The sequence below is a fragment of the Streptomyces corchorusii genome, assembly GCF_001514055.1.
Taxonomy (GTDB): Bacteria; Actinomycetota; Actinomycetes; order Streptomycetales; family Streptomycetaceae; genus Streptomyces; species Streptomyces olivaceoviridis.
Map to the genome: position 1 here is coordinate 798,117 of NZ_KQ948351.1, position 21,367 is coordinate 819,483.

Here is a 21,367-nt window from a genome sequence, read left to right on the forward strand (position 1 = left end):
GGCGAACCCGCTTGCTTGGAGTCCACTCCAAGGCCATAGCGTGGGGGCATGACGGTGATGCAGACCACGCCAGCGGCCACCGAGCAGGCCACCCCCGCCGACATCTGCTCCGCCCCGCCCCGGCGGCACCCCCGCCCCGACGGCCAGGACCGCTACACGATCAGCGAGGTCGTCGCGTTCACCGGCCTCACCGCGCACACGCTGCGCTGGTACGAGCGGATCGGGCTGATGCCGCACGTGGACCGCTCGCACACCGGCCAGCGCCGCTACAGCAACCGCGACCTGGACTGGCTGGACTTCGTGACCAAGCTCCGCCTGACGGGCATGCCGGTGGCGGACATGGTGCGCTACGCGGAACTCGTCAGGCAGGGCGACCACACGTTCGCGGAACGCCGCCAACTGCTGGAGTCGACCCGCAGGGACGTCCTGTCCCGGATCGCGGAACTCCACGACACCCTGGGCGTGCTGGACAAGAAGATCAGCTTCTACGGGCAGGAGCGGTAGCTACAGCTCCGCCAGCAACTCGGCCTTCTTCGACGAGAACTCCTCGTCGGTGACCAGCCCCGCCTGGTGCAGCTCCCCGAGGTGCCGGATCCGCTCGGCGATGTCGGCGGGGTCACGCCGGGCCGGGGCCGGTACGGCGGGCACCGGCCCCCGCGCCCGCACCGCCGCCAGCACCGCCGCGGCGAACGGCAGTGACTCGTGCACCGGCCCGTACCCCAGGCCGAACACCACCGACGCCGGGTCCTGGTCCGGCTGCGCGGACCGCGCGGAGCCCGGATCGCGGGGCACCAGCCGCAGGTGCCCCTCGAAGATCTCCGGCGACCGCCACTCCACCCCGCTCAGCCCTGCCACCGGAAAAATCTGGTCGCCCGCCTTCCACTTCGCCGACGACGCCCCGGTCCAGGACCAGCGGAACTGCACGGACGTCCCGTCGAAGGACGCCTTCCCGTCGTACGCCTTGAACTGCAACGGCGCCTCGGGCGCCGCCACCAGATGCCGCTCGGCGGGCCCCGACTCGGTCAGCAGGCCCTTCAGTTCGTCGGCGTAGTACTCGGCGAGGGTCTCCCGCTCGGCCGGCAGCACCAGCCGGTAGGGGTCGGAGCCCTCCTTCAACTGGCCGTCGGCCGCCTCCATCAGCGGATCGGCGCCCGGACGTGGCGTCAGGCGCAGGACGACCGTGCCGCGCCTGCCCGGGGCGAGGGTCACGCCCTCGACCGCGGACAGCGGAATCCGGCGCTCGCCGAGCGCCTGGAACAGCTTCGGTGTTCGAATCCCCCGTTCGTAACGGATGAGCACGGAGTCGGACTCGAACTCCCAGACGGCATGAAAACCCGCCAGTACGTCACCCATGCGGCTCATCGTATGCGGCACGTGCTCCTCCGTCGCCACCCGCGCAGACCGCACTTCCTGCTGTTTCTACGCGCGTCCGGCCGTCACCGTGCCGGACAGACCGGACCGGCACGCATCGTTCTCCCGTGCGCACGTCACCGCGTCGTACGCGCCCACGCCGATGTCGGCGAGGTTGCGCAGGCTGTCCGTGCCGGGCTGGAAGTAACCGCTGTGCCCCTGGGCGTCCCGGGCCGACAGTACCCGCGCCCCGAACGCCGAGGAGACAGGGTCGGCGCCGTGGCCGAGACCGCCCAGCTCCAGGTACGGAACATCCTGCACCCAGTCACTGGCGTCCCGCATGGCCCACACCCGGGCCGTCGTGCCCAGGTGGGAGGCCTTGCCGACGCGCATGCCGGGGCTCGCGGCCACCGCTATGTCGGCGACCCGGCGGGGCATGCCGTGTGCGGCGACCCCGCAGACCACCGAGCCGTAGCTGTGACAGAACATCGACACCGGGGCCCGGCCGGGCAGCGCGCGCAGCAGCGCGTTCAGCCGTACCGCCCCCTCCTCGGCGCGCAGCCCGGTGGCCGCGTCCACCCCCAGTCCGTCGGGGGAGGTGTAGTCGGCCCAGGCGATCACGGCCGTACGGGTCCTCGGGCTCGCCTCGCGCTCGGCCGCGTACAGGGCCTCGGCCATGCCGACCGGGGCGCTGTACTTGCGGTTCGTCCGCTGGAAGGTGAGCAGGTCGGTGTCGACGCCGGGGACGACGACCGAGATCCGCTGCGCCCTGGAGAGGTCGCCGATGACCTCGGCGACCCGGCCCGAGCCCTCGGGGTCGAAGGCCAGGATCTGCCGGCCGGGGCTCAGCAGGGACGCATAGCGGTCCATCCGGCGGGCCGCGTCCTGCTGGCCCGCCGTGCTGAGCCGGCTGTCGTGCAGGCGCTTGCGCTCGACCCGGCGGGCCTGCGCCAGCGCGATGCGGTTGGCCCGGTAGCGCAGGGAGACGGGCGCGCCGTTCATGTTGCCGACCGCCAGCGGATAGCGGTGGGCGAGGCGGTCGCGGTCGTGCGGGGTGAGCGAGGCGAAGAAGCGGGCCAGCCGGGACGGCGCGGCTTCGGGGTCCGGCAGGCCGAGGCCGTGGAGGCGGCCGTGCTCCCACTCGGTGAGGGAGGCCTGGAGGGCTGTCGACTCCCGGTGACTGCGCAGGGCGGTCCAGCCGGTGGTCGCGAGCATCACGAACACGACGGCCAGCGCCAGCAGTGCGCGCCAGACGTTCCATTGCGGGGAGGTGTCGAAGGAAGTCACTGGGAGGACACACTAGGAGAACGGGAGGGTCTCGCGGTAACCGAGTGACAGGGATCACGTTTCGGCGGTGACCGAACACCGTGTCCGGCGATCCGCCCGACACGGTCCCGGCGCTCTGCCAACGGTCTCAGGCGCCGCGCCAGTTACCCGTGAGCGCCGAACCCACCTGATCGAGGTACGCCGCGCTGAGCGTCCGGAGCGCTTCCGGGCCGAAGTCCTCGCGCACGCAGCACTGCCGTTCGGTGACCCGGATCACCGAGGCGAAGACGGCCACCGCCAGCCGGGGGCGCGGATCGGTGTCCACGTCGACGCCCTCCCGCTCGGCCAGCAGACGGGCGATCGTCTCCTCGGTCGCCGCCGACCGGCGCAGGTGGGCGGCGAGCAGCGCGGGCGTCGACTCGATCGTCCGGTACATGCGCAGGTACAGCTCGACCGGGACGATCGACTCGACGGTCTCGCGGATCGCGTCCCAGCCCTCCAGGAACGCCTGCCGCAGGGCCTTCATCGGCGCCTCGTGCGGCGGACGCGCGCGGACGGCCGCCACGAACGCCGCCTCCGTGATGTTCTGCACCGCGAAGGCCACCTCCTCCTTGCCCGCGAAGTAGCGGAAGAAGGTGCGCTGCGAGACGTCGACGGCCTCGGCTATCTCGTCGACGGTCGTGTGCTCGTAGCCCTGCGTGGTGAACAGTTCGAGAGCGGCCCGCAGCAGCGATTCCCGTGTACGCCGCTTCTTGCGCTCGCGCAGCGTCTCCATGGCCTCTCTCCCGTGCGTGTCCGGCCGGACCGGTCTGTGCGGTGTCGTGTCAGTAACCGACGAGTGAATTGGTTTGTCAACTGTCAGTGACTGTCACTAGCCTGAGAAGTATGACTAGTCAGACCACCGTCGACGCGCCGGGGCCGGGGGGCGAGGCGCCGGCGGCCCCGTCGGGGCCCCCGTCGGCCCAGGGCCTGCGCGGCCACCCGTGGCTCACTCTCCTCACCGTCGCCGTAGGGGTCATGATGGTGGCCCTCGACGGCACCATCGTGGCCATCGCCAACCCGGCCATCCGCGACGACCTCAACGCGTCCTTCGCCGACGTGCAGTGGGTGTCCAACGCCTACTTCCTCGCCCTCGCGGTCACGCTGATCACCGCGGGCAAGCTCGGTGACCGCTTCGGCCACCGGCAGACCTTCCTCATCGGCGTGACCGGCTTCGCCGCCGCGTCCGGTGCCATCGGGCTGTCCGGCTCCATCGCCGCCGTCGTCACCTTCCGGGTCTTCCAGGGCCTGTTCGGCGCACTGCTGATGCCGGCCGCGCTCGGCGTGCTGCGGGCCACCTTCCCGGCCGAGAAGCTGAACATGGCCATCGGTGTGTGGGGCATGGTGATCGGCGCGTCCACGGCGGGCGGCCCGATCCTCGGCGGTGTCCTCGTCGAGCACGTCAACTGGCAGTCGGTCTTCTTCATCAACGTGCCGGTCGGCGCCCTCGCGCTGCTCCTCGGTACCGTGATCCTGCTGGACCACCGGGCCGAGAACGCCCCGCGCTCCTTCGACCTCCTCGGCATCGCCCTGCTGTCCGGCGCGATGTTCTGCCTGGTCTGGGCGCTCATCAAGGCCCCGACCTGGGGCTGGGGCGATGGCAAGACGTGGGTCTTCATGGCCGTGTCCGTGGCCCTGTTCGCCCTCTTCGCCTTCTGGGAGACGAAGGTCGCCGAACCGCTGATCCCGCTGGGCCTGTTCCGCTCGGTGGCCCTGTCGGCGGGTGTCGTCCTGATGGTCCTGATGGCCATCGCCTTCCTGGGCGGCCTGTTCTTCGTGACGTTCTACCTCCAGAACGTCCACGGGCTGAGCCCCGTCAAGGCCGGCCTGCACCTGCTGCCGCTCACCGGCATGATGATCGTCGGCTCGCCGCTCGCCGGTACCGCGATCACCAAGCTCGGCCCGCGCGGCCCGCTGGCCTTCGGCATGGCCGTGACCGCGGTCGCGCTGTACGGCATGTCGACGCTGGAGCCCGACACCGGCAGCGGTCTGATGTCCCTGTGGTTCGCGCTGCTCGGCCTGGGCCTCGCACCGGTCATGGTCGGCGCCACCGAGGTCATCGTCGGCAACGCCCCCCTGGAGCTGTCCGGCGTGGCCGGCGGCCTCCAGCAGGCGGCCATGCAGATCGGCAGCAGCCTCGGTACGGCGGTGCTGGGCGCGGTGATGGCCTCCAAGGTCGACCGCGACCTGCCGGGCAACTGGGCGGACGCGGGGCTGCCGAAGCTGACCCCGGATCAGCTCGACAAGGCCTCCGAGGCGGTCCAGGTCGGCGTGGCCCCGGTGACGAAGGACATGCCGGAGCCGATCGTCGCGAAGATCACCGCCGTCGCCCACGACACCTTCATCTCCGGCATGAGCCTCGCCTCCCTGGTCGCGGCCGGCGTGGCGCTGGTCGCCGTCCTCGTCGCCCTGTTCACCAAGCGGGGCGCGAACGCGGAGGCGGGCGCGGGCATGGGCCACATCTGAGCCCGGGTTCCCGGGGCCCCTCCCCGGCGGAGTTCCCCCATCAGGGTGACTCCGTCGAAGATCGCTCGCCCCGGCGCGCGCCGCAGGTCACAGTGGGTCAAGTCCTCCGCAGGGCATGGGAGGACGCCGGGCCGCGGCGCGCGCTGCTGGAGGGGGGCAGCGCGCGCAGGTCTGCCGCCGCGGAACCGGGGTACCCGCACACCGAAGCCGAACTGTCCATTCACCTCAAGGAGTTGATGATGGCGGGCTTCGGGCGAGGAACGAGCGGGTACCCCCGGTCACGCGGCCGCACGTGGCAGCGGACCGGGCCGGACCGCGCGACGCTCGGGATCATCGGCACGATCTGTGCCGTGGCCGGATTTTTCGCATTGGGCATCGTCCTGGGCCCGGTGGCGATGTTCTGCGGCTGGCAGTCGATGGGCCGCAAATGGTCCAACGACGGCAACGTCCCCGCACTGGTCGCCCTGATCCTGGGCGCGATCGACACGTTGCTCGCCATCGTCGCCCTGGCGGGCGCGGCGACGTGGGGCCACGGGCTCCTCTAGCCGACGGCGTCCCGCCGCAGGGGCGTGGGCGCGTTGGCGGCCACGGGCACCTCGTGGCCGCTCGCGCGGTTCTCCACACCCCCGTCGGGACGCTGGTGTTCGGCCAACCGGGCCACCTCCGCCCGCAGAAGCCGTACCTCTTCGGCCAGGGCGGCGATGGCCTCGGTCTGCCGCCGCTCCTCCACGTCGTCCTTCTCGAACCGCGAGATGAACCACGCGGCGATGTTCGCGGTGACGACACCGAGCAGCGCGATCCCCGACAGCATCAGCCCGACGGCGATCATCCGTCCGAGCCCGGTGGTCGGCGCGTGGTCCCCGTACCCCACGGTCGTCATCGTCGTGAACGACCACCACACGGCGTCACCCAGTGTCCGGATGTTCCCGTCCGGCGCCTCCCGCTCCACGGACAGCACCGCGAGCGACCCGAACATCAGCAGACCGACCACGGCCCCCACGACATAGGTGGTCAGCCGGATCTGCGGGGCCATCCGCGCCCGCCGGCCGACCAGCAGCAGCGTGGACACCAGCCGCAGCAGCCGTAGCGGTTGCAGGACCGGCAGGACCACCGCGCACAGGTCGGGCCAGTGCCGTCGTACGAAGTCCCGCCGGTTCGGGGCGAGGGCCAGCCGGACCAGGTAGTCGAGGGCGAACGCCGCCCACACCACCCACTCGACACCCGTGCACACGGCCGTCAGGGAGTGACCGGCGGGGGCGTCCACGATCGGGACCGCGTACGCCACGGCGAACGCCACCGCGAGCGCCAGCAGCGGCCGCTGCGTACGCCCCTCCCACCGAGCCTGCGCCGACACTTGATCCATGCCGACAATCGTAAAGAAACCGTAAGGACAGCGCCCCGTCAGGGGCGCGGGGAACTGCGCGATCAACCCCACCCGGCCCGCAGATCCCCACGACCCCCGCCACCCTTGTCGGCCGAAGCCGAGGGCAGCGGCTACGCGTCGCCGCCCGCCGCCCCCGGATCCGCCGCCGAGACGTCCAGCAGCCGGTAGCGGTCGATGGCCTGCTTGAGCACGGAGCGGTCGACCTTGCCCTCGCGGGCCAGCTCGGTCAGCACCGCCACCACGATCGACTGGGCGTCGATGTGGAAGAACCGGCGCGCCGCGCCCCGGGTGTCGGCGAAGCCGAAGCCGTCGGCGCCCAGGGACTGGTACGTACCGGGCACCCAGCGCGCGATCTGGTCCGGAACCGATCGCATCCAGTCGGACACGGCCACGAACGGCCCCTCGGCACCACTGAGCTTCCGCGTCACGTACGGCACCCGCTGCTCCTCCTCCGGATGCAGCAGGTTGTACTCCTCGCACTCCACGGCCTCGCGGCGCAGCTCGTTCCAGGAGGTCGCGGACCACACGTCCGCCCTGACGTTCCACTCCTCGCCGAGGAGCCGCTGCGCCTCCAGGGCCCAGGGGACCGCCACGCCCGACGCCATGATCTGCGCCGGGACGGAGCCGTCCGTGCCCTGCTTGAGCCGGTGGACGCCCTTGACGATGCCCTCGACGTCCACGTCCGCCGGCTCGGCCGGGTGCTGGATGGGCTCGTTGTAGACGGTGAGGTAGTAGAAGACGTCCTCGCCGTGCGGGTGCTCGGCCGAGCTGCCGTACATCCGGCGCAGGCCGTCCTGCACGATGTGCGCGATCTCGTACGCGTACGCCGGGTCGTACGCCACGCACGCCGGGTTGGTGGAGGCCAGGAGCTGGGAGTGGCCGTCCGCGTGCTGGAGGCCCTCACCGGTCAGGGTCGTACGACCGGCGGTCGCACCCAGGACGAATCCGCGCGCCAGCTGGTCGGCCATCTGCCAGAACTGGTCACCCGTGCGCTGGAAACCGAACATCGAGTAGAAGACGTACACCGGGATCAGCGGCTCGCCGTGCGTGGCGTACGCCGAGCCCGCCGCGATCAGCGACGCCGTACAGCCCGCCTCGGAGATGCCGTCGTGCAGCATCTGGCCGGTCGGCGACTCCTTGTAGGCCAGGAGCAGCTCGCGGTCCACCGACTCGTACTGCTGGCCGAGCGGGTTGTAGATCTTCGCGCTCGGGAAGAAGGAGTCCATGCCGAACGTGCGGTACTCGTCCGGTGCGATCAGCACGAAGCGCTTGCCGATCTCCTTGTCCCGCATGAGGTCCTTGAGGAGGCGCACAAAGGCCATGGTCGTCGCGATGGACTGCTGGCCCGTGCCCTTCTTCACGGTCGCGTACGCCTTGGCGTCCGGCAGGGCGAGCGGCTCGGAGCGCACGACGCGGGTCGGGACGTAACCGCCGAGGCCCTTGCGGCGGTCGTGCATGTACTGGATCTCCTCCGAGTCCCGGCCCGGGTGGTAGTACGGCGGCAAGCCGGACTCCAGCTCCTTGTCGGAGATCGGCAGGTGCAGACGGTCCCGGAAGCGCTTGAGGTCGTCGACCGTCAGCTTCTTCATCTGGTGCGTGGCGTTGCGGCCCTCGAAGTTCGGGCCCAGCGTCCAGCCCTTGATCGTCTTGGCCAGGATGACCGTCGGCTGGCCCTTGTGCTCCTTGGCCGCCTTGAACGCCGCATAGATCTTGCGGTGGTCGTGGCCGCCGCGGCCGAGGTGCAGGATCTGCTCGTCGGTCATGTTCTCGACCATCGCGCGCAGGCGCAGGTCGTCGCCGAAGAAGTGCTCGCGGATGTACGCGCCGGACTCGGTGGCGTACGTCTGGAACTGGCCGTCCGGTGTGATGTTCATCTTGTTGACCAGCACGCCGTCCCGGTCCTGCGCGAGCAGCGGGTCCCAGGTGCGGTCCCAGATCAGCTTGATCACGTTCCAGCCGGCGCCCCGGAAGACCGACTCCAGCTCCTGGATGATCTTGCCGTTGCCGCGGACGGGGCCGTCCAGCCGCTGGAGGTTGCAGTTGACCACGAAGGTCAGGTTGTCCAGGCCCTCGCGGGCGGCCAGGGAGAGCTGGCCGAGCGACTCCGGCTCGTCCATCTCGCCGTCGCCGAGGAACGCCCACACGTGCGACCGGGAGGTGTCGGCGATGCCGCGCGCCTGCATGTAGCGGTTCATCCGCGCCTGGTAGATCGCGCCGAGCGGGCCGAGGCCCATGGAGACCGTCGGGAACTCCCAGAAGTCCGGCATCGAGCGCGGGTGCGGGTAGCTGGACAGGCCGTTGGGGTACTTCGACTTCTCCTGCCGGAAGCCGTCCAGCTGCTCCTCGGTGAGGCGGTCGAGCAGGTACGCGCGCGCGTAGATGCCGGGGGAGGCGTGGCCCTGGAAGAAGACCTGGTCGCCGCCGTCGCCCTCGTCCTTGCCGCGGAAGAAGTGGTTGAAGCCGACGTCGTACAGCGACGCGGAGGAGGCGAAAGTGGCGATGTGGCCGCCGACGCCGATGCCCGGGCGCTGGGCGCGCGAGACCATCACGGCCGCGTTCCAGCGGGTCGCGTTCAGGATCCTGCGCTCGATCTCCTCGTTGCCCGGGAAGAACGGCTCGCTCTTGGTGGGGATCGTGTTGACGTAGTCCGTGCTGCGCATCTCGGGTACGGCCACGCGCCTCTCGCGGGCGCGCTCGATCAGACGCAGCATGAGATAGCGGGCCCGCTCCCGGCCGCGCTCGTCGACGGCGGCGTCCAGGGAGTCGAGCCACTCCCGGGTCTCTTCGGGATCAAAGTCAGGAACCTGACTCGGAAGGCCGCCAATGATGATCGGATTGCGATCGGATCCGGAAGCCACGCTGTTCCTTACCTGTCAGAGGGCCAGTTGTTGCACCTGCCTACACCGTTCCCCATCGTGTACCTCGGGAAGGCGTACGTCATCCGCACCGTCATCTGTACCGGTCAAAACGCAACGATACGCCCGGGGTGTGACGTGCTTGGCAAAGTTGTTCGAGTGACGTGACACTGGATGATTCCGAACGTGACAATCCGGGCGCATCGGCGTGATGTGAGTGGCGCGGAATCGAGATACGGTGCTGGGAGTTGCGGCGACACGGCCGGGATCGTCACCGTTTCGGCGGTCCCGACGGCCGGGTACTTGCGCGATCCGCCCCGCCCGTGTGGACTACGGCCAATGCTTCGCGCACGCGCGTGGCTGAGATACTTACCAAGACATGATCAGGAGGCAACCCGTGAGCGCGACCGCGGACCACGCGGAGGAGCGGACGAACCCTGCCGCCAGGCTGGGGTTCCAGCCCGGGCAGGTGGTCCAGGAGATCGGCTACGACGACGACGTCGATCAGGAGCTCCGCGAGGCCATCGAGGAAACCATCGCAGGCGACCTCATGGACGAGGACTACGACGACGTGGCCGACGCCGTTGTGCTGTGGTTCCGTGACGACGACGGCGACCTGACGGATGCGCTGGTGGATGCCACCACGTACATCGAAGAGGGCGGCGCGATCCTGCTCCTCACGCCGAAGACCGGCCGTGCGGGGTACGTGGAGCCGAGCGACATCCAGGACGCCGCCACGACGGCCGGCCTGACCGCTTCGAAGAGCGTCAGCGTCGGCAAGGACTGGAGCGGCAGCCGGCTGGCGACCCCGAAGGGGGCCAAGTCCAAGAGGTGACCGTCCTCGGACGCCGGACGGGCTGGACATCGCCCCAGCCCGTCCGGGAGTCCCCGGTGACCGCTGCGTAGGGTGGAACCGAGCCTCAGCGCTCTCATCCGAACAGCCCACCGAAGGGAAGCACGACGATGGCGATCCAGGTCGGCGACAAGGCGCCCGACTTCGAGCTGAAGGACAACCACGGCCGGACCGTGAAGCTCTCGGACTTCCGCGGCGCGAAGAACGTGGTCCTGCTCTTCTACCCCTTCGCCTTCACCGGCGTGTGCACCGGCGAGCTGTGCGAGCTGCGCGACAACCTGCCGAAGTTCGAGGACCGCGACACCCAGCTCCTCGCCGTCTCCAACGACTCCATCCACACCCTGCGCGTCTTCGCCGAGCAGGAGGGCCTGGAGTACCCCCTGCTGAGCGACTTCTGGCCGCACGGCAACGTCTCGCGCGCGTACGGCGTCTTCGACGAGGACAAGGGCTGCGCCGTCCGGGGCACCTTCGTGATCGACAAGGAGGGCGTCGTGCGGTGGACCGTGGTCAACGGCCTGCCGGACGCCCGCGACCTGAACGACTACGTGAAGGCGCTCGACACCCTGTGAGCGGGCCGCGGGCGACACCTGTGATTCTTCGGGTCCAGGGTCTGCGGGGCGCGGGAACCCGTCACTAGGATCGGCACGTTGATCCCATATCCGAAGCACGACGGGGCTCCCCGCCCCCGAACACCACATGGAGGACCCGTGGGAGTCAGCCTCAGCAAGGGCGGCAACGTATCGCTGACGAAGGAGGCCCCGGGCCTGACCGCCGTCATCGTCGGCCTGGGGTGGGACGTGCGCACGACGACCGGCACGGACTTCGACCTCGACGCCAGCGCGCTGCTGCTGAACAACTCCGGCAAGGTCATCAGCGACCAGCACTTCGTCTTCTTCAACAACCTCAAGAGCCCCGACGGCTCGGTCGAGCACACCGGTGACAACCTCACCGGTGAGGGCGAGGGCGACGACGAACAGATCAAGGTCAATCTGGCCGGTGTCCCGGCCGACGTCGACAAGATCGTGTTCCCGGTGTCCATCTACGACGCCGAGAACCGCCAGCAGTCCTTCGGCCAGGTCCGCAACGCCTTCATCCGCGTCGTGAACCAGGCCGGCGGGCAGGAGATCGCCCGGTACGACCTCAGTGAGGACGCCTCCACCGAGACCGCCATGGTCTTCGGCGAGCTGTACCGGCACGGCGCGGAGTGGAAGTTCCGCGCCATCGGCCAGGGCTACGCGTCGGGCCTGCGGGGCATCGCGCAGGACTTCGGCGTCAACGTCTGACACGAACGGCGTGTGAGGCCGCACGGCCCGTGAGACCGGCGCCGTCCCGTTTAGGGGCGGCGCCGGACGTGCAGGACAACCAGGGAAGCACCACCAGGGGAGGACCAGCGTCATGGGTGTCACGCTCGCCAAGGGAGGCAACGTCTCCCTCTCCAAGGCCGCACCGAACCTCACCAACGTCATGATCGGACTGGGCTGGGACGCCCGGTCCACCACCGGCGCCCCCTTCGACCTGGACGCCAGCGCGCTGCTGTGCGGGGCCGGCAACCGGGTGCTGGGCGACGAGTGGTTCGTCTTCTACAACCAGCTCACCAGCCCCGACGGCTCCGTGGAGCACACCGGTGACAACCTCACCGGTGAGGGCGAGGGCGACGACGAGTCGCTCCTGGTGGATCTCGCGAAGGTGCCGCCGCAGTGCGAGAAGATCGTCTTCCCCGTCTCCATCCACATGGCGGACGAGCGCGGGCAGACCTTCGGGCAGGTCTCCAACGCCTTCATCCGCGTCGTCAACCAGGCCGACGGCCAGGAACTGGCCCGCTACGACCTCAGTGAGGACGCCTCCACCGAGACCGCCATGATCTTCGGCGAGCTCTACCGCTACCAGGGCGAGTGGAAGTTCCGAGCGGTGGGTCAGGGGTACGCGTCGGGTCTGCGGGGCATCGCTCTAGACTTCGGAGTCAACGTTTCGTAAAACTCGGTACGACTCAGGGGAGACCCTCCCCCGGACTCCGTCTGGGAGGTGCCCCCCACACATGATGGGGTAGCCAGTGCTTCTGAAAACCTTCGGCTGGTCGTTCGCGGTCACCGCGCTCGGTCTGGTCGCGGCGGCGTTCTACGGGGGGTGGACCGCCTTCGGCATCGTGGCGATCCTCGCCGTCCTGGAGATCTCGCTGTCCTTCGACAACGCGGTGGTCAACGCCGGGATCCTGAAGAAGATGAACGCCTTCTGGCAGAAGATCTTCCTCACGGTCGGTGTCCTCATCGCGGTCTTCGGCATGCGGCTGGTCTTCCCCGTCGTCATCGTCGCGATCAGCGCCAAGATGGGCCCGGTCGAGGCCGTGGACCTGGCGCTCAACAACAAGGACCGCTACCAGCAGCTCGTCACCGACGCCCACCCGGCGATCGCCGCGTTCGGTGGCATGTTCCTGCTGATGATCTTCCTCGACTTCATCTTCGAGGACCGGGACATCCAGTGGCTGCGCTGGATCGAGCGGCCCCTGGCCAAGCTCGGCAAGGTCGACATGCTGTCGGTCTGCATCGCCCTGGTCGTCCTGCTGATCACGTCGTTCACCTTCGCCACCCACGCCCACCAGCACGGCGGCGCCCACGTGGACAAGGCCCAGACGGTCCTGATCGCCGGTATCGCCGGCCTGATCACCTACATGGTCGTCGGCGGCCTCTCCGGCTACTTCGAGGACAAGCTGGAGCAAGAGGAGGAGCGCGAGCACGAGGAGGAGGAAGAGGCCGCCCGCACCGGCAAGCGGAAGCCCGCGATCGTCCTGGCCGGCCAGGCCGCGTTCTTCATGTTCCTCTACCTGGAGGTCCTGGACGCCTCCTTCTCCTTCGACGGCGTGATCGGCGCCTTCGCCATCACCAACGACATCGTCCTGATGGCCCTCGGCCTCGGCATCGGCGCCATGTACGTCCGGTCGCTCACGGTCTACCTGGTCCGCCAGGGCACCCTCGACGACTACGTCTACCTGGAGCACGGCGCCCACTACGCCATCGGCGCCCTCGCCGTGATCCTCATGGTCACCATCCAGCACGAGATCAACGAGGTCGTCACCGGTCTCGTCGGCGTCGTCCTGATCGCGGCGTCCTTCCTCTCCTCCGTCCGCCGCAACCGGGCCCTGGCCGCGGCGGGCGAGGGCAGCGACGAGAAGGCCGAGGTCTCCTCCGGGGTGTGACACCCCGGACGGTGAGGAACGCTCTGAGCGGGGCGGCCGGCACGGTCGGCCGCCCCGTCGGCGTCACAACAGGTAGCTGGGGGCGGGAATGGGTTTCTTCGACGGACTGCTGGGCGGGCGCGCCGCCGACTTCGACTCGGGCAACGCGTCGAGCAACGCCATAGAACTGACCAGGCGGCACCAGACGGTGTCCCTCACCAAGCAGGAAGCGGCCACCGGCCATCTGCGCGTCAACCTCTCCTGGCGGATGCGGACCTCCGACCTGGACGGAATCCAGCGCACCAGCCTGTTGCGGCACCCCTTCCGGGCCCTGAAGCCGCCGGAGGTCCTCGGCCACGGCCAGAGCATGGTCAACGTCGACCTGGACCTCGGCTGCCTGTACGAACTGACCGACGGTACGAAGGGGGTCGTACAGCCCCTCGGCGGCTACCTCGGCGACGTCAACGCACCGCCGTACATCAAACTCAGCGGCGACGACCGGTTCGGCTCGGCGTCCGGCGAGACGATGTACGTCAACCTCGACCACCGGGACGCCCTGAAGAGACTGCTGGTCTTCGTCTACATCTACGACCAGACCCCCGCCTTCGACCGTACGCACGCCATCGTCACCCTCTACCCCAGCAACGGCCCCCGCATCGAGATAGGCCTGGACGAACGCCACCCCCAGGCCCGCTCCTGCGCCGTGGTCATGATCGAGAACGTCAAGGGCGAACTGATCGTCCGCCGCGAGGTGAAGTTCGTCTACGGCTTCCAGGGCGAACTGGACCGCCTCTACGGCTGGGGCCTCCAGTGGGGCAGGGGCTTCAAGACGAAGGTGGACAGGTGACCACCGGTCGCTTCCCGGGGTGACTACCGCCCGAGGAACTGCGGCCCCTGCGGCGGCAGCCGGAAGTACGGGTCCCCCGGCACCGCCGCCGGGGCCGACATCGGCTGCGGATAGCCGTACGCGGGCGGCTGTGCCGGTACCGCGGCCGTCGGCTGCTCCGGAGGCAACGGCTGGGACGAGGCCGGCTCCTCCTCCATCTCGGACTCGTCCACCGAGATCCCGAAGTCCGTGGCGAGCCCCTTCAGCCCGTTCGAGTAGCCCTCACCCAGCGCCCGGAACTTCCAGCCCTCCCCGCGCCGGTACAGCTCACCGCAGATCAGCGCCGTCTCCGCACCGGTCTCCGGCTTGATCTCGAACCGGGCCAGCGGCTCCCCGTCGGCCACCGCCGCGTCGTACAGCAGGACGCACAGCGCCGGCACCTGGTCGAAGGCGACCCCGTCCGCGGAGGCGACCAGCAGGATCCGGCCGACCCCCGGCTCCACCCCGGAGAGATCGGTCTGGATCGTGTCCGTCAGCCCCTCGGCGATCCGCTTCTTGCCGAGCCGCCACACCTTCCCGGAGGGGTGCCGGGGCTGGTTGTAGAAGACGAAGTCCTCGTCGGAGCGCACACGGCCGTCCGGACCCAGCAGCAGCGCCGAGGCGTCCACGTCCGGGACCCCTTGCCCGGGCGTCCAGCGCAGCACGGCGCGCACCGTGGTGGCCTCCAGCGGGACGTTCGACCCTTTCAGCATCGTGTGCGTCATGCGGTCATCCTGCCCTCTCGGTCCTGGTCACGACAATGCGGGGGGCGGTGCCGCCGACATGGGCGAGTTACCGGGAATTCATGCCCGCAGGGAACCCCGGACACGGATCCCTACGTACTATTACCGGCCACCTTTTACCCAACTCAGAGGCTCGGCTCGCGCCCTTAGGGAGTCCTATGCGTCATTTCGGGCACATCGCCCCCGAGGTGCGGCAGCACCTCTTCCACCAGGAGCCGTGCGCGTTCACCGCCGACTCCCCGGCCCGGCTGCTCTCCGCGGCCCTGGGCGCCACGCTGTACAGCCCGGCCACCCGGCCCCGGCTCGCCGACGACATCGTCAAACAGGCCGGCAACGGCGTGGTCTCGATGGTGCTGTGCCTGGAGGACTCGATCGACGACGCGGACGTCGAGCCCGGGGAGGAGAACCTCGTCCGGCAGTTCGCCGACCTCGCCGCCCGGCCCGACGCGGAGCCGCCCCTGCTGTTCATCCGGGTGCGCACCCCCGAGCAGATACCGGACCTGGTCCGCCGCCTCGGCCCCGCCGTGCGCCTGCTGTCCGGGTTCGTGCTGCCCAAGTTCACCGAGGAACGCGGCATCCCCTTCCTGGAGGCCCTGACCGCGGCAGAGAACAGCAGCGGCCGGCGGCTCTTCGCCATGCCCGTCCTGGAGTCCCCCGAACTGCTCTACCGCGAGTCCCGGGTGGAGACCCTGGAGGGCATCTCCCGCGCGGTCGGCAAGTACCGGGACCGGGTGCTGGCCCTCCGCCTCGGCGTGACCGACTTCTGCTCCTCCTATGGCCTGCGCCGCGCCCCCGACATGACCGCCTACGACGTCCAGATCGTCGCCTCCGTGATCGCCGACGTCGTGAACATGCTCGGCCGCGCCGACGGCACCGGCTTCACCGTCACCGGCCCGGTCTGGGAGTACTTCCGTCTCTCCGAACGCATGTTCAAGCCGCAGCTGAGGCAGAGCCCCTTCCTGGAGGTGCAGGCCGTCTCCCTGCGCGAGAAGCTGATCGAACACGCCATGGACGGACTGCTCCGGGAGATCTCCCTCGACCAGGCCAACGGCCTGCTCGGCAAGACCTGCATCCACCCGTCCCACGTCCTGCCCGTGCACGCACTCTCCGTGGTCAGCCACGAGGAGTTCAGCGACGCCCAGGACATCCTGCGGCCGGAACGCGGCGGCGGGGGTGTACTCCGGTCGGCCTACACGAACAAGATGAACGAGGTGAAGCCGCACCGCGCCTGGGCCGAGCGGACCCTGCTGCGCGCCGAGGTGTTCGGCGTCGCCAACGAGGACGTCGGCTTCGTGGAACTGCTCGCCGCCGGCATACCCGGCTGAACCTCTCTCCACCTCCACCTCCGCCTCTCCAAGGAACGAATGAACAACGCAGTGAACGACGGGGTCTGGTCCGGCAGCTGGGTCGCCGAGCGGCTCGGGGTCGGACTCGTGGGCGACGACGGCCTGCCGGCCCTGCTCGGGCTCGCGCTGCGGCGCAACCCCAAGCGGGCGCACCTGCTGGTCTCCAACGTCCTCGGCAAGCACGTCCCGCAGTCGCCGGCCGTGGTGTACGGATACGGCTTCCGCCTGGGCCGTCGGGTCGCCGCGCTGCTCGGCGAGGAAGGGGCCGGGGCTGTCGTCCTCGGCTACGCGGAGACCGCGACGGGGCTGGGGCACGCGGTCGCCGACGGGCTCGGCGCGGTGCCGTATCTGCACTCCACGCGGCGGGCGGTTGTCGGGGTCGCCCCCGCGGGCGGCTTCGAGGAGTCCCACTCGCATGCCACGTCGCACCTCCTGCTGCCGGAAGACCCCGCCCTGCTCGCCGGGGACGGGCCGCTGGTGCTGGTGGACGACGAGTTCTCCACCGGTAACACCGTGCTGAACACCGTGCGTGATCTGCACGCACGGTATCCGCGGCGGCGGTACGTGGTGGTCGCCCTGGTCGACATGCGGTCGGCCGGGGACACGGCCCGCCTCCAGCGGTTCGCGGAGGAGATCGGAGCCCGGGTCGACGTGATCGCCGCCGCGTCCGGGACCGTGCGGCTGCCGGAGGGTGTGCTGGAGAAGGGGCAGGAACTGGTGGCTCGCCACGAGTCCGCCGGGTGCGGGCCGAGTGGGGTTGCCCGCGCCCCTGGAGGGGCGCACCAGCCGGGCCACGTCACCGAGGTCGACCTGCACTGGCCCCCCGGTCTCCCCGACGGCGGCCGGCACGGCTTCACCCCCGCCCACCGGTCCCGGCTCGAAGCGGCGCTTCCCGCCATGGCCGGGCGAATACGCGCGGCCCTGCCCGCCGGGGCCCGGCGGGTCCTGGTGCTCGGGTCCGAGGAGCTGATGTACGTTCCGCTGAGGCTCGCCCAGGAGGTGGAGCGGGGTACGGACGCCGAGGTGCGGTTCTCCACCACGACCCGGTCGCCCGTGCTCGCGGTCGACGACCCCGGCTACGCGATCCGCAGCCGCCTGGTCTTCCCGGCCCACGACGACCCGGCCGACGGGCCCGGCGAGCGGTACGCCTACAACGTGGCCGGCGCCGGCTTCGACGCCGTCGTCGCCGTGGTCGACTCCGTCGCCGACACCCCCGCCCTGCACGCGCCCGACGGCCTGCTGGCCGCCCTCGCCGCGCACGTCCCGCATGTCCTGCTCGCGGTCGTACCCTCGTACGTCCCGCACGCTCCCGAAAGGCCGGCCATGCTGCCCGAGCCCCTCCGCGGCCCCGCGTTCTCCTCGTACGCGCCGGAGGAGGTCGGCTGGCTGCTCCAGGACCTCTCCGACGTGACCCTGGAGGCGCCGACGGAGGAGCGGGAGGAGGCCATCCAGAGCGGCGGCGCGCACTACGCCGAGTCGCTGCCGGTGGAGTACCAGCCCAGCGCGCGGTACCAGGAGCTGTTCCACGCGGCCCTGGACGCCTCCGCCGCCCGCCTCGCGCAGGCCGTCGGCGTCGTCACCGAGACCGTCCTCACCGAGCGGTCGCCCCGCCCGGTGCTGGTCTCCCTGGCCCGCGCCGGCACCCCGGTCGGCATCCTGATGCGCCGCTGGGCCCGGTTCCGGCACGGCCTCGACCTGCCGCACTACGCCGTGTCGATCGTGCGCGGCCGGGGCATCGACGCCAACGCGCTGCGCTGGCTGGCCGCCCACCACGACCCCCGGGACGTCGTGTTCGTCGACGGCTGGACCGGCAAGGGCGCGATCACCCGCGAACTCGCCGAGGCGGTCGAGGAGTTCGAGCGGAAGGAGGGCGTCAGCGGATTCGACCCGGAGATCGCGGTCCTCGCCGACCCCGGCTCCTGCGTACGCACCTACGGCACCCGCGAGGACTTCCTCATCCCCTCCGCGTGCCTCAACTCGACCGTCTCCGGGCTGATCTCCCGTACGGTGCTGCGCGCCGACCTGGTCGGCCCGCACGACTTCCACGGCGCCAAGTTCTACCGCGAACTCGCGGGCGCGGACGTCTCCGTGGCCTTCCTCGACGCGGTCGCCGCCCGCTTCCCCGAGGTGACCGAGGGCGTGGACGGCGCGGTGAAGGAACTGCCGACCACGGACCGCACCCCGACCTGGGCGGGCTGGCGGGCGGTCGAGCGGATCAGCGAGGAGTACGGCATCCACGACGTCAACCTCGTCAAGCCCGGCGTCGGCGAGACCACCCGGGTGCTGCTGCGGCGGGTGCCGTGGAAGATCCTCGCGCGGGCGGGGGCGGGCGCGGACCTGGCCCATGTGCGGCTGCTCGCCGAGCAGCGCGGGGTGCCGGTGGAGGAGGTGGACGACCTGCCGTACACCTGCGTCGGGCTGATCCACCCCCAGTACACGCGGGGCGCCACGGGCGCCGACGGCAAGGCGGTGAACGTCTGATGCCGGTGCTGGTGGCGAGCGACCTGGACCGTACGCTGATCTACTCCTCGGCGGCCCTCGCGCTGACCATGCCGGACCCGCGGGCGCCCCGGCTGCTGTGCGTCGAGGTGCACGAGGCCAAGCCGCTGTCCTACATGACCGAGACCGCGGCCCAGCTGCTCACCGACCTCGGCGACACGGCCGTCTTCGTGCCGACGACCACCCGGACGCGCAAGCAGTACCAGCGGATCAACCTGCCGGGCCCGCCGCCGGCGTACGCGATCTGCGCCAACGGCGGCCATCTGCTGGTCGACGGGGTCACCGACGAGGACTGGCACGCGGGCGTCCAGGCACGGCTGGCCGACGAGTGCGCGCCGCTGGCGGAGGTCAGCGAGTACCTGCTGCGGTCCGCCGACCCGGTGTGGGTGCGCAAGCACCGGATCGCCGAGGACCTGTTCGCCTACCTCGTGGTGGAGCGCGAACTGCTGCCCGGGGACTGGGTGAAGGAGCTCGCGGTGTGGGCGGAGAACCGGGGCTGGACGGTGTCCCTGCAAGGCCGCAAGATCTACGCCGTACCGAAGCCGCTCACCAAGAGCGCGGCCGTCCGCGAGGTGGCCCGGCGTACCGGCGCGGAGCTGACGCTGGCCGCCGGGGACTCCCTGCTCGACGCCGACCTGCTGCTGGCCGCCGACCGGGGCTGGCGCCCCGGCCACGGCGAACTCGCCGACACCGACTGGACGGCCCCGCAGATCAGCGCCCTCCCGGAACGCGGCGTCCTGGCGGGAGAGCGGATCCTGCGGGAGTTCCTGAGGGCGACCCGCACGGCGACGCCTTAGGTCCCGTCGGCGCGGGGGGCCGCATCGGTGTGCGGCCCCGCCGCGTGGGCGTGAGCGGCCACGACGGCGCCGCACCCGCGAGACGGCACCGGGCGGCACCCCCGTAGGCGGCTACCCGCAGCACCCGCCACCGCAGCACCCGCCCCCACCGGCCCTCGGCGAAGGCGCGGGCGCGGACGTGTTGTTCGACACGCCCACCGCCACCGTCGACAGGAGCTTCACCGTGTCGTCGTGCCCCGCGGGGCACGAGGCGGGGGCGGCGGACTGGGACATGGGCCGGTTGAGTTCGAACGTGTCGCCGCAGGTCCGGCAGCGGTACTCGTAACGAGGCATGACCCCAGGTTAGCCGTCAAGGCCCCGGCCGGGCTGTCTCAATGTTTCATGAGCGTTGCTTTCTATCCGGCATATGTGCAGGGCATTCGAAAACGTTACTGATAATTTGTGAACGCCGTTGCGAGGATGCTCAGCTCACCCGCGCGAGCAAGACCGAGTGCGGAGGGAGACGCAGGCGTGACCGATGCGTCGCAGGGGGAGGACGGCCCCATGGGGGGTGGCCGTGGCGAGGAGCCGTTGGGCGCCGATGAGACGCTGCACCTGAGAGTGGACGCCCTCCGGGCGGACCAGACCATGCAGTTGCGCGTGCCCCCGCCACCGGAGCCGCCCGCTCCGGTCGGCGGCCGGGCCGAACGCCGGCGTGACGCGCGCTCCGCCGGGCGGGAGCGCGGCGCGCCCGCGAGGGCGGCCCTGGGCGCCGTCGTCCGGCTGCTCGGCCCGCTGGCCCCGTACGCGCGCCGAATAACCCCGTACGCGCGCCGCCTGAAGCCGGTGTACCCGCGCCCCGGGCGTACCGGCTGGCGCCGCTGGATGCCCTCCTGGCGCCAGTGGCTCGGCGCCACCCTGACCTCGTTCGGTCTGCTCAGCGCGTTCCTCGTCACCGCGTACGCGCTGACGGACATACCGGAGAACCTCAACTCGTACGCCACCCAGCAGGACAACGTCTACTTCTGGTCCGACGGCACGCCCATGGCCCGTACGGGCTGGGTGCAGCGGCAGGCGATGCCGTTGAAGGACATCCCCCCCGGACGTCCGCTGGGCGGTGCTCGCGGCGGAGAACGAGAGTTTCTACTCGGACCCGGGCATATCCGCCAGAGGCATCACCCGGGCGGTGTTCCGCACCCTGGGACAGGGGGACACCGAGGGCGGATCGACCATTACCCAGCAATACGTCAAGAATGTCTATCTGACGCAAAATCAGACCATCAGCCGCAAATTCACCGAAGCGATGATCGCCCTCAAACTGGACAACAGGATGAGCAAGGACCAGATCCTGGAGGGCTATCTCAACACGAGCTGGTTCGGCCGCGGCAGCTACGGCATCCAGCGCGCCGCCCAGGCGTACTACGGCAAGGACGTCGACAAGCTCAACGCCTCCGAGGCTGCCATGCTCGCCGGGCTGCTCAAGGGCGCGGGCCTGTTCGACCCCACGCTCAGCAAGGCCAACCACGCGCGGGCCGTCGAGCGCTGGTCCTGGATCCTCGACCGCATGGTCAAGATCGGCAAGCTGTCGCCGCAGGAACGGGCGAAGTACACCACGTTCCCCGAGCCGCTGAAGAGCAACCCGCTGTACAACACCGGTGCGCAGAGCGACTACCTGGTGGAGCTGGCCTCGCAGTACGCCAAGAAGGCTGGGCACCTGACGGACAAGCAGTTCGACCTGGGCGGCTACCAGATCTAC

General features: G+C 70.3%; 19 protein-coding genes and 1 pseudogene. 13 read left to right on the forward strand and 7 right to left on the reverse strand.

Annotation, left to right across the window (positions count from 1 at the left end):
* Positions 1-48 precede the first annotated feature (48 nt).
* Positions 49-504, forward strand: a complete 456-nt coding sequence (locus AQJ11_RS03705) for a MerR family transcriptional regulator (protein ID WP_014672475.1) — start codon at positions 49-51, stop codon at positions 502-504.
* Here AQJ11_RS03705 and AQJ11_RS03710 read toward each other — a convergent pair whose 3' ends face one another.
* The 3 genes from AQJ11_RS03710 to AQJ11_RS03720 form a co-directional block, all read right to left on the reverse strand.
* Positions 505-1,353 carry a DUF4429 domain-containing protein gene (locus tag AQJ11_RS03710; protein WP_014672474.1) on the reverse strand — a complete coding sequence of 283 codons (849 nt, stop codon included), beginning with the start codon at positions 1,351-1,353 and terminating at the stop codon, positions 505-507.
* A 66-nt stretch (positions 1,354-1,419) separates the two neighbouring features.
* Complete coding sequence (locus AQJ11_RS03715) at positions 1,420-2,637, reverse strand: alpha/beta hydrolase (RefSeq protein WP_059261825.1); 1,218 nt, start codon at positions 2,635-2,637, stop codon at positions 1,420-1,422.
* 127 nt (positions 2,638-2,764) lie between these two features.
* Positions 2,765-3,391, reverse strand: a complete 627-nt coding sequence (locus tag AQJ11_RS03720; RefSeq protein ID WP_059261826.1) for a TetR family transcriptional regulator — start codon at positions 3,389-3,391, stop codon at positions 2,765-2,767.
* A 110-nt stretch (positions 3,392-3,501) separates the two neighbouring features.
* Between AQJ11_RS03720 and AQJ11_RS03725 the strand changes: the two genes are divergently transcribed.
* Entirely contained in the window at positions 3,502-5,121 is a 1,620-nt protein-coding gene (locus AQJ11_RS03725; RefSeq protein ID WP_041665143.1) for an MFS transporter, read from the forward strand.
* 239 nt (positions 5,122-5,360) lie between these two features.
* Positions 5,361-5,666 (forward strand): hypothetical protein, encoded by a 306-nt coding sequence (locus tag AQJ11_RS03730; protein ID WP_014672470.1) that lies wholly within the window; start codon positions 5,361-5,363, stop codon positions 5,664-5,666.
* Here the strand turns inward: AQJ11_RS03730 and AQJ11_RS03735 are convergent.
* Positions 5,663-6,484, reverse strand: a complete 822-nt coding sequence (locus AQJ11_RS03735; protein ID WP_244218082.1) for a potassium channel family protein — start codon at positions 6,482-6,484, stop codon at positions 5,663-5,665. The two genes, AQJ11_RS03730 and AQJ11_RS03735, sit on opposite strands and share 4 nt — an antisense overlap.
* 131 nt (positions 6,485-6,615) lie before the next feature.
* The gene (aceE, locus tag AQJ11_RS03740; protein ID WP_059261828.1) at positions 6,616-9,363 is read right to left on the reverse strand and encodes a pyruvate dehydrogenase (acetyl-transferring), homodimeric type; all 2,748 of its coding nucleotides are present in this window, start codon (positions 9,361-9,363) and stop codon (positions 6,616-6,618) included.
* Between the two features lie 394 nt (positions 9,364-9,757).
* Between aceE and AQJ11_RS03745 the strand changes: the two genes are divergently transcribed.
* The 6 genes from AQJ11_RS03745 (at position 9,758) to AQJ11_RS03770 (ending at position 14,229) form a co-directional block, all read left to right on the forward strand.
* Positions 9,758-10,195, forward strand: a complete 438-nt coding sequence (locus tag AQJ11_RS03745; RefSeq protein ID WP_014672467.1) for a DUF3052 domain-containing protein — start codon at positions 9,758-9,760, stop codon at positions 10,193-10,195.
* A gap of 128 nt (positions 10,196-10,323) precedes the next feature.
* Positions 10,324-10,782 (forward strand): peroxiredoxin, encoded by a 459-nt coding sequence (locus AQJ11_RS03750; protein ID WP_014672466.1) that lies wholly within the window; start codon positions 10,324-10,326, stop codon positions 10,780-10,782.
* Positions 10,783-10,920: 138 nt separating this feature from the next.
* Complete coding sequence (locus AQJ11_RS03755) at positions 10,921-11,496, forward strand: TerD family protein (RefSeq protein ID WP_014672465.1); 576 nt, start codon at positions 10,921-10,923, stop codon at positions 11,494-11,496.
* Between the two features lie 112 nt (positions 11,497-11,608).
* Positions 11,609-12,187 carry a TerD family protein gene (locus AQJ11_RS03760; RefSeq protein WP_014672464.1) on the forward strand — a complete coding sequence of 193 codons (579 nt, stop codon included), beginning with the start codon at positions 11,609-11,611 and terminating at the stop codon, positions 12,185-12,187.
* A 76-nt stretch (positions 12,188-12,263) separates the two neighbouring features.
* Complete coding sequence (locus tag AQJ11_RS03765; RefSeq protein ID WP_014672463.1) at positions 12,264-13,403, forward strand: DUF475 domain-containing protein; 1,140 nt, start codon at positions 12,264-12,266, stop codon at positions 13,401-13,403.
* A gap of 88 nt (positions 13,404-13,491) precedes the next feature.
* Positions 13,492-14,229, forward strand: coding sequence for a TerD family protein (locus tag AQJ11_RS03770; protein WP_059261829.1), 738 nt, complete (start codon positions 13,492-13,494; stop codon positions 14,227-14,229).
* 23 nt (positions 14,230-14,252) lie between these two features.
* Here the strand turns inward: AQJ11_RS03770 and AQJ11_RS03775 are convergent, their stop codons facing one another.
* A complete protein-coding gene (locus tag AQJ11_RS03775) occupies positions 14,253-14,972 on the reverse strand; it encodes a TerD family protein (protein WP_058080384.1) in 720 nt (239 codons plus the stop codon).
* A 176-nt stretch (positions 14,973-15,148) separates the two neighbouring features.
* Here AQJ11_RS03775 and AQJ11_RS03780 point away from each other — a divergent pair, with 176 nt between their 5' ends.
* Genes AQJ11_RS03780 through AQJ11_RS03790 form a run of 3 tightly spaced genes read left to right on the forward strand, consistent with a single transcriptional unit; the run spans position 15,149 to position 19,632 of the window.
* Positions 15,149-16,315, forward strand: a complete 1,167-nt coding sequence (locus AQJ11_RS03780) for an HpcH/HpaI aldolase/citrate lyase family protein (RefSeq protein ID WP_014672460.1) — start codon at positions 15,149-15,151, stop codon at positions 16,313-16,315.
* A 39-nt stretch (positions 16,316-16,354) separates the two neighbouring features.
* Entirely contained in the window at positions 16,355-18,817 is a 2,463-nt protein-coding gene (locus tag AQJ11_RS03785) for a phosphoribosyltransferase (RefSeq protein ID WP_059261830.1), read from the forward strand.
* Positions 18,817-19,632: an HAD family hydrolase gene (locus AQJ11_RS03790; RefSeq protein ID WP_059261831.1), complete on the forward strand. Its 816-nt coding sequence runs from the start codon at positions 18,817-18,819 to the stop codon at positions 19,630-19,632. The genes AQJ11_RS03785 and AQJ11_RS03790 overlap by 1 nt, the downstream gene beginning before the upstream one ends.
* A 111-nt stretch (positions 19,633-19,743) precedes the next feature.
* Here the strand turns inward: AQJ11_RS03790 and AQJ11_RS45310 are convergent, their stop codons facing one another.
* Entirely contained in the window at positions 19,744-19,965 is a 222-nt protein-coding gene (locus AQJ11_RS45310) for an FmdB family zinc ribbon protein (protein ID WP_079082203.1), read from the reverse strand.
* A 210-nt stretch (positions 19,966-20,175) separates the two neighbouring features.
* On the opposite strand from AQJ11_RS45310, the pseudogene AQJ11_RS50715 reads away from it, so the two are divergent.
* Positions 20,176-21,367, forward strand: a pseudogene (locus tag AQJ11_RS50715) (transglycosylase domain-containing protein); the annotation flags it as partial.

What these genes read in the sequence shown, in the direction of transcription:
- AQJ11_RS03705 (WP_014672475.1), top strand. Translation starts at nt 49, where the DNA reads ATGACGGTGATGCAGACCACGCCAGCGGCCACCGAGCAGGCCACCCCC.
- AQJ11_RS03710 (WP_014672474.1), bottom strand. Translation starts at nt 1,353, where the DNA reads ATGGGTGACGTACTGGCGGGTTTTCATGCCGTCTGGGAGTTCGAGTCC.
- AQJ11_RS03720 (WP_059261826.1), bottom strand. Translation starts at nt 3,391, where the DNA reads ATGGAGACGCTGCGCGAGCGCAAGAAGCGGCGTACACGGGAATCGCTG.
- AQJ11_RS03725 (WP_041665143.1), top strand. Translation starts at nt 3,502, where the DNA reads ATGACTAGTCAGACCACCGTCGACGCGCCGGGGCCGGGGGGCGAGGCG.
- AQJ11_RS03730 (WP_014672470.1), top strand. Translation starts at nt 5,361, where the DNA reads ATGGCGGGCTTCGGGCGAGGAACGAGCGGGTACCCCCGGTCACGCGGC.
- AQJ11_RS03735 (WP_244218082.1), bottom strand. Translation starts at nt 6,484, where the DNA reads ATGGATCAAGTGTCGGCGCAGGCTCGGTGGGAGGGGCGTACGCAGCGG.
- AQJ11_RS03750 (WP_014672466.1), top strand. Translation starts at nt 10,324, where the DNA reads ATGGCGATCCAGGTCGGCGACAAGGCGCCCGACTTCGAGCTGAAGGAC.
- AQJ11_RS03760 (WP_014672464.1), top strand. Translation starts at nt 11,609, where the DNA reads ATGGGTGTCACGCTCGCCAAGGGAGGCAACGTCTCCCTCTCCAAGGCC.
- AQJ11_RS03770 (WP_059261829.1), top strand. Translation starts at nt 13,492, where the DNA reads ATGGGTTTCTTCGACGGACTGCTGGGCGGGCGCGCCGCCGACTTCGAC.
- AQJ11_RS03775 (WP_058080384.1), bottom strand. Translation starts at nt 14,972, where the DNA reads ATGACGCACACGATGCTGAAAGGGTCGAACGTCCCGCTGGAGGCCACC.
- AQJ11_RS03780 (WP_014672460.1), top strand. Translation starts at nt 15,149, where the DNA reads ATGCGTCATTTCGGGCACATCGCCCCCGAGGTGCGGCAGCACCTCTTC.
- AQJ11_RS03785 (WP_059261830.1), top strand. Translation starts at nt 16,355, where the DNA reads ATGAACAACGCAGTGAACGACGGGGTCTGGTCCGGCAGCTGGGTCGCC.
- AQJ11_RS03790 (WP_059261831.1), top strand. Translation starts at nt 18,817, where the DNA reads ATGCCGGTGCTGGTGGCGAGCGACCTGGACCGTACGCTGATCTACTCC.
- AQJ11_RS45310 (WP_079082203.1), bottom strand. Translation starts at nt 19,965, where the DNA reads ATGCCTCGTTACGAGTACCGCTGCCGGACCTGCGGCGACACGTTCGAA.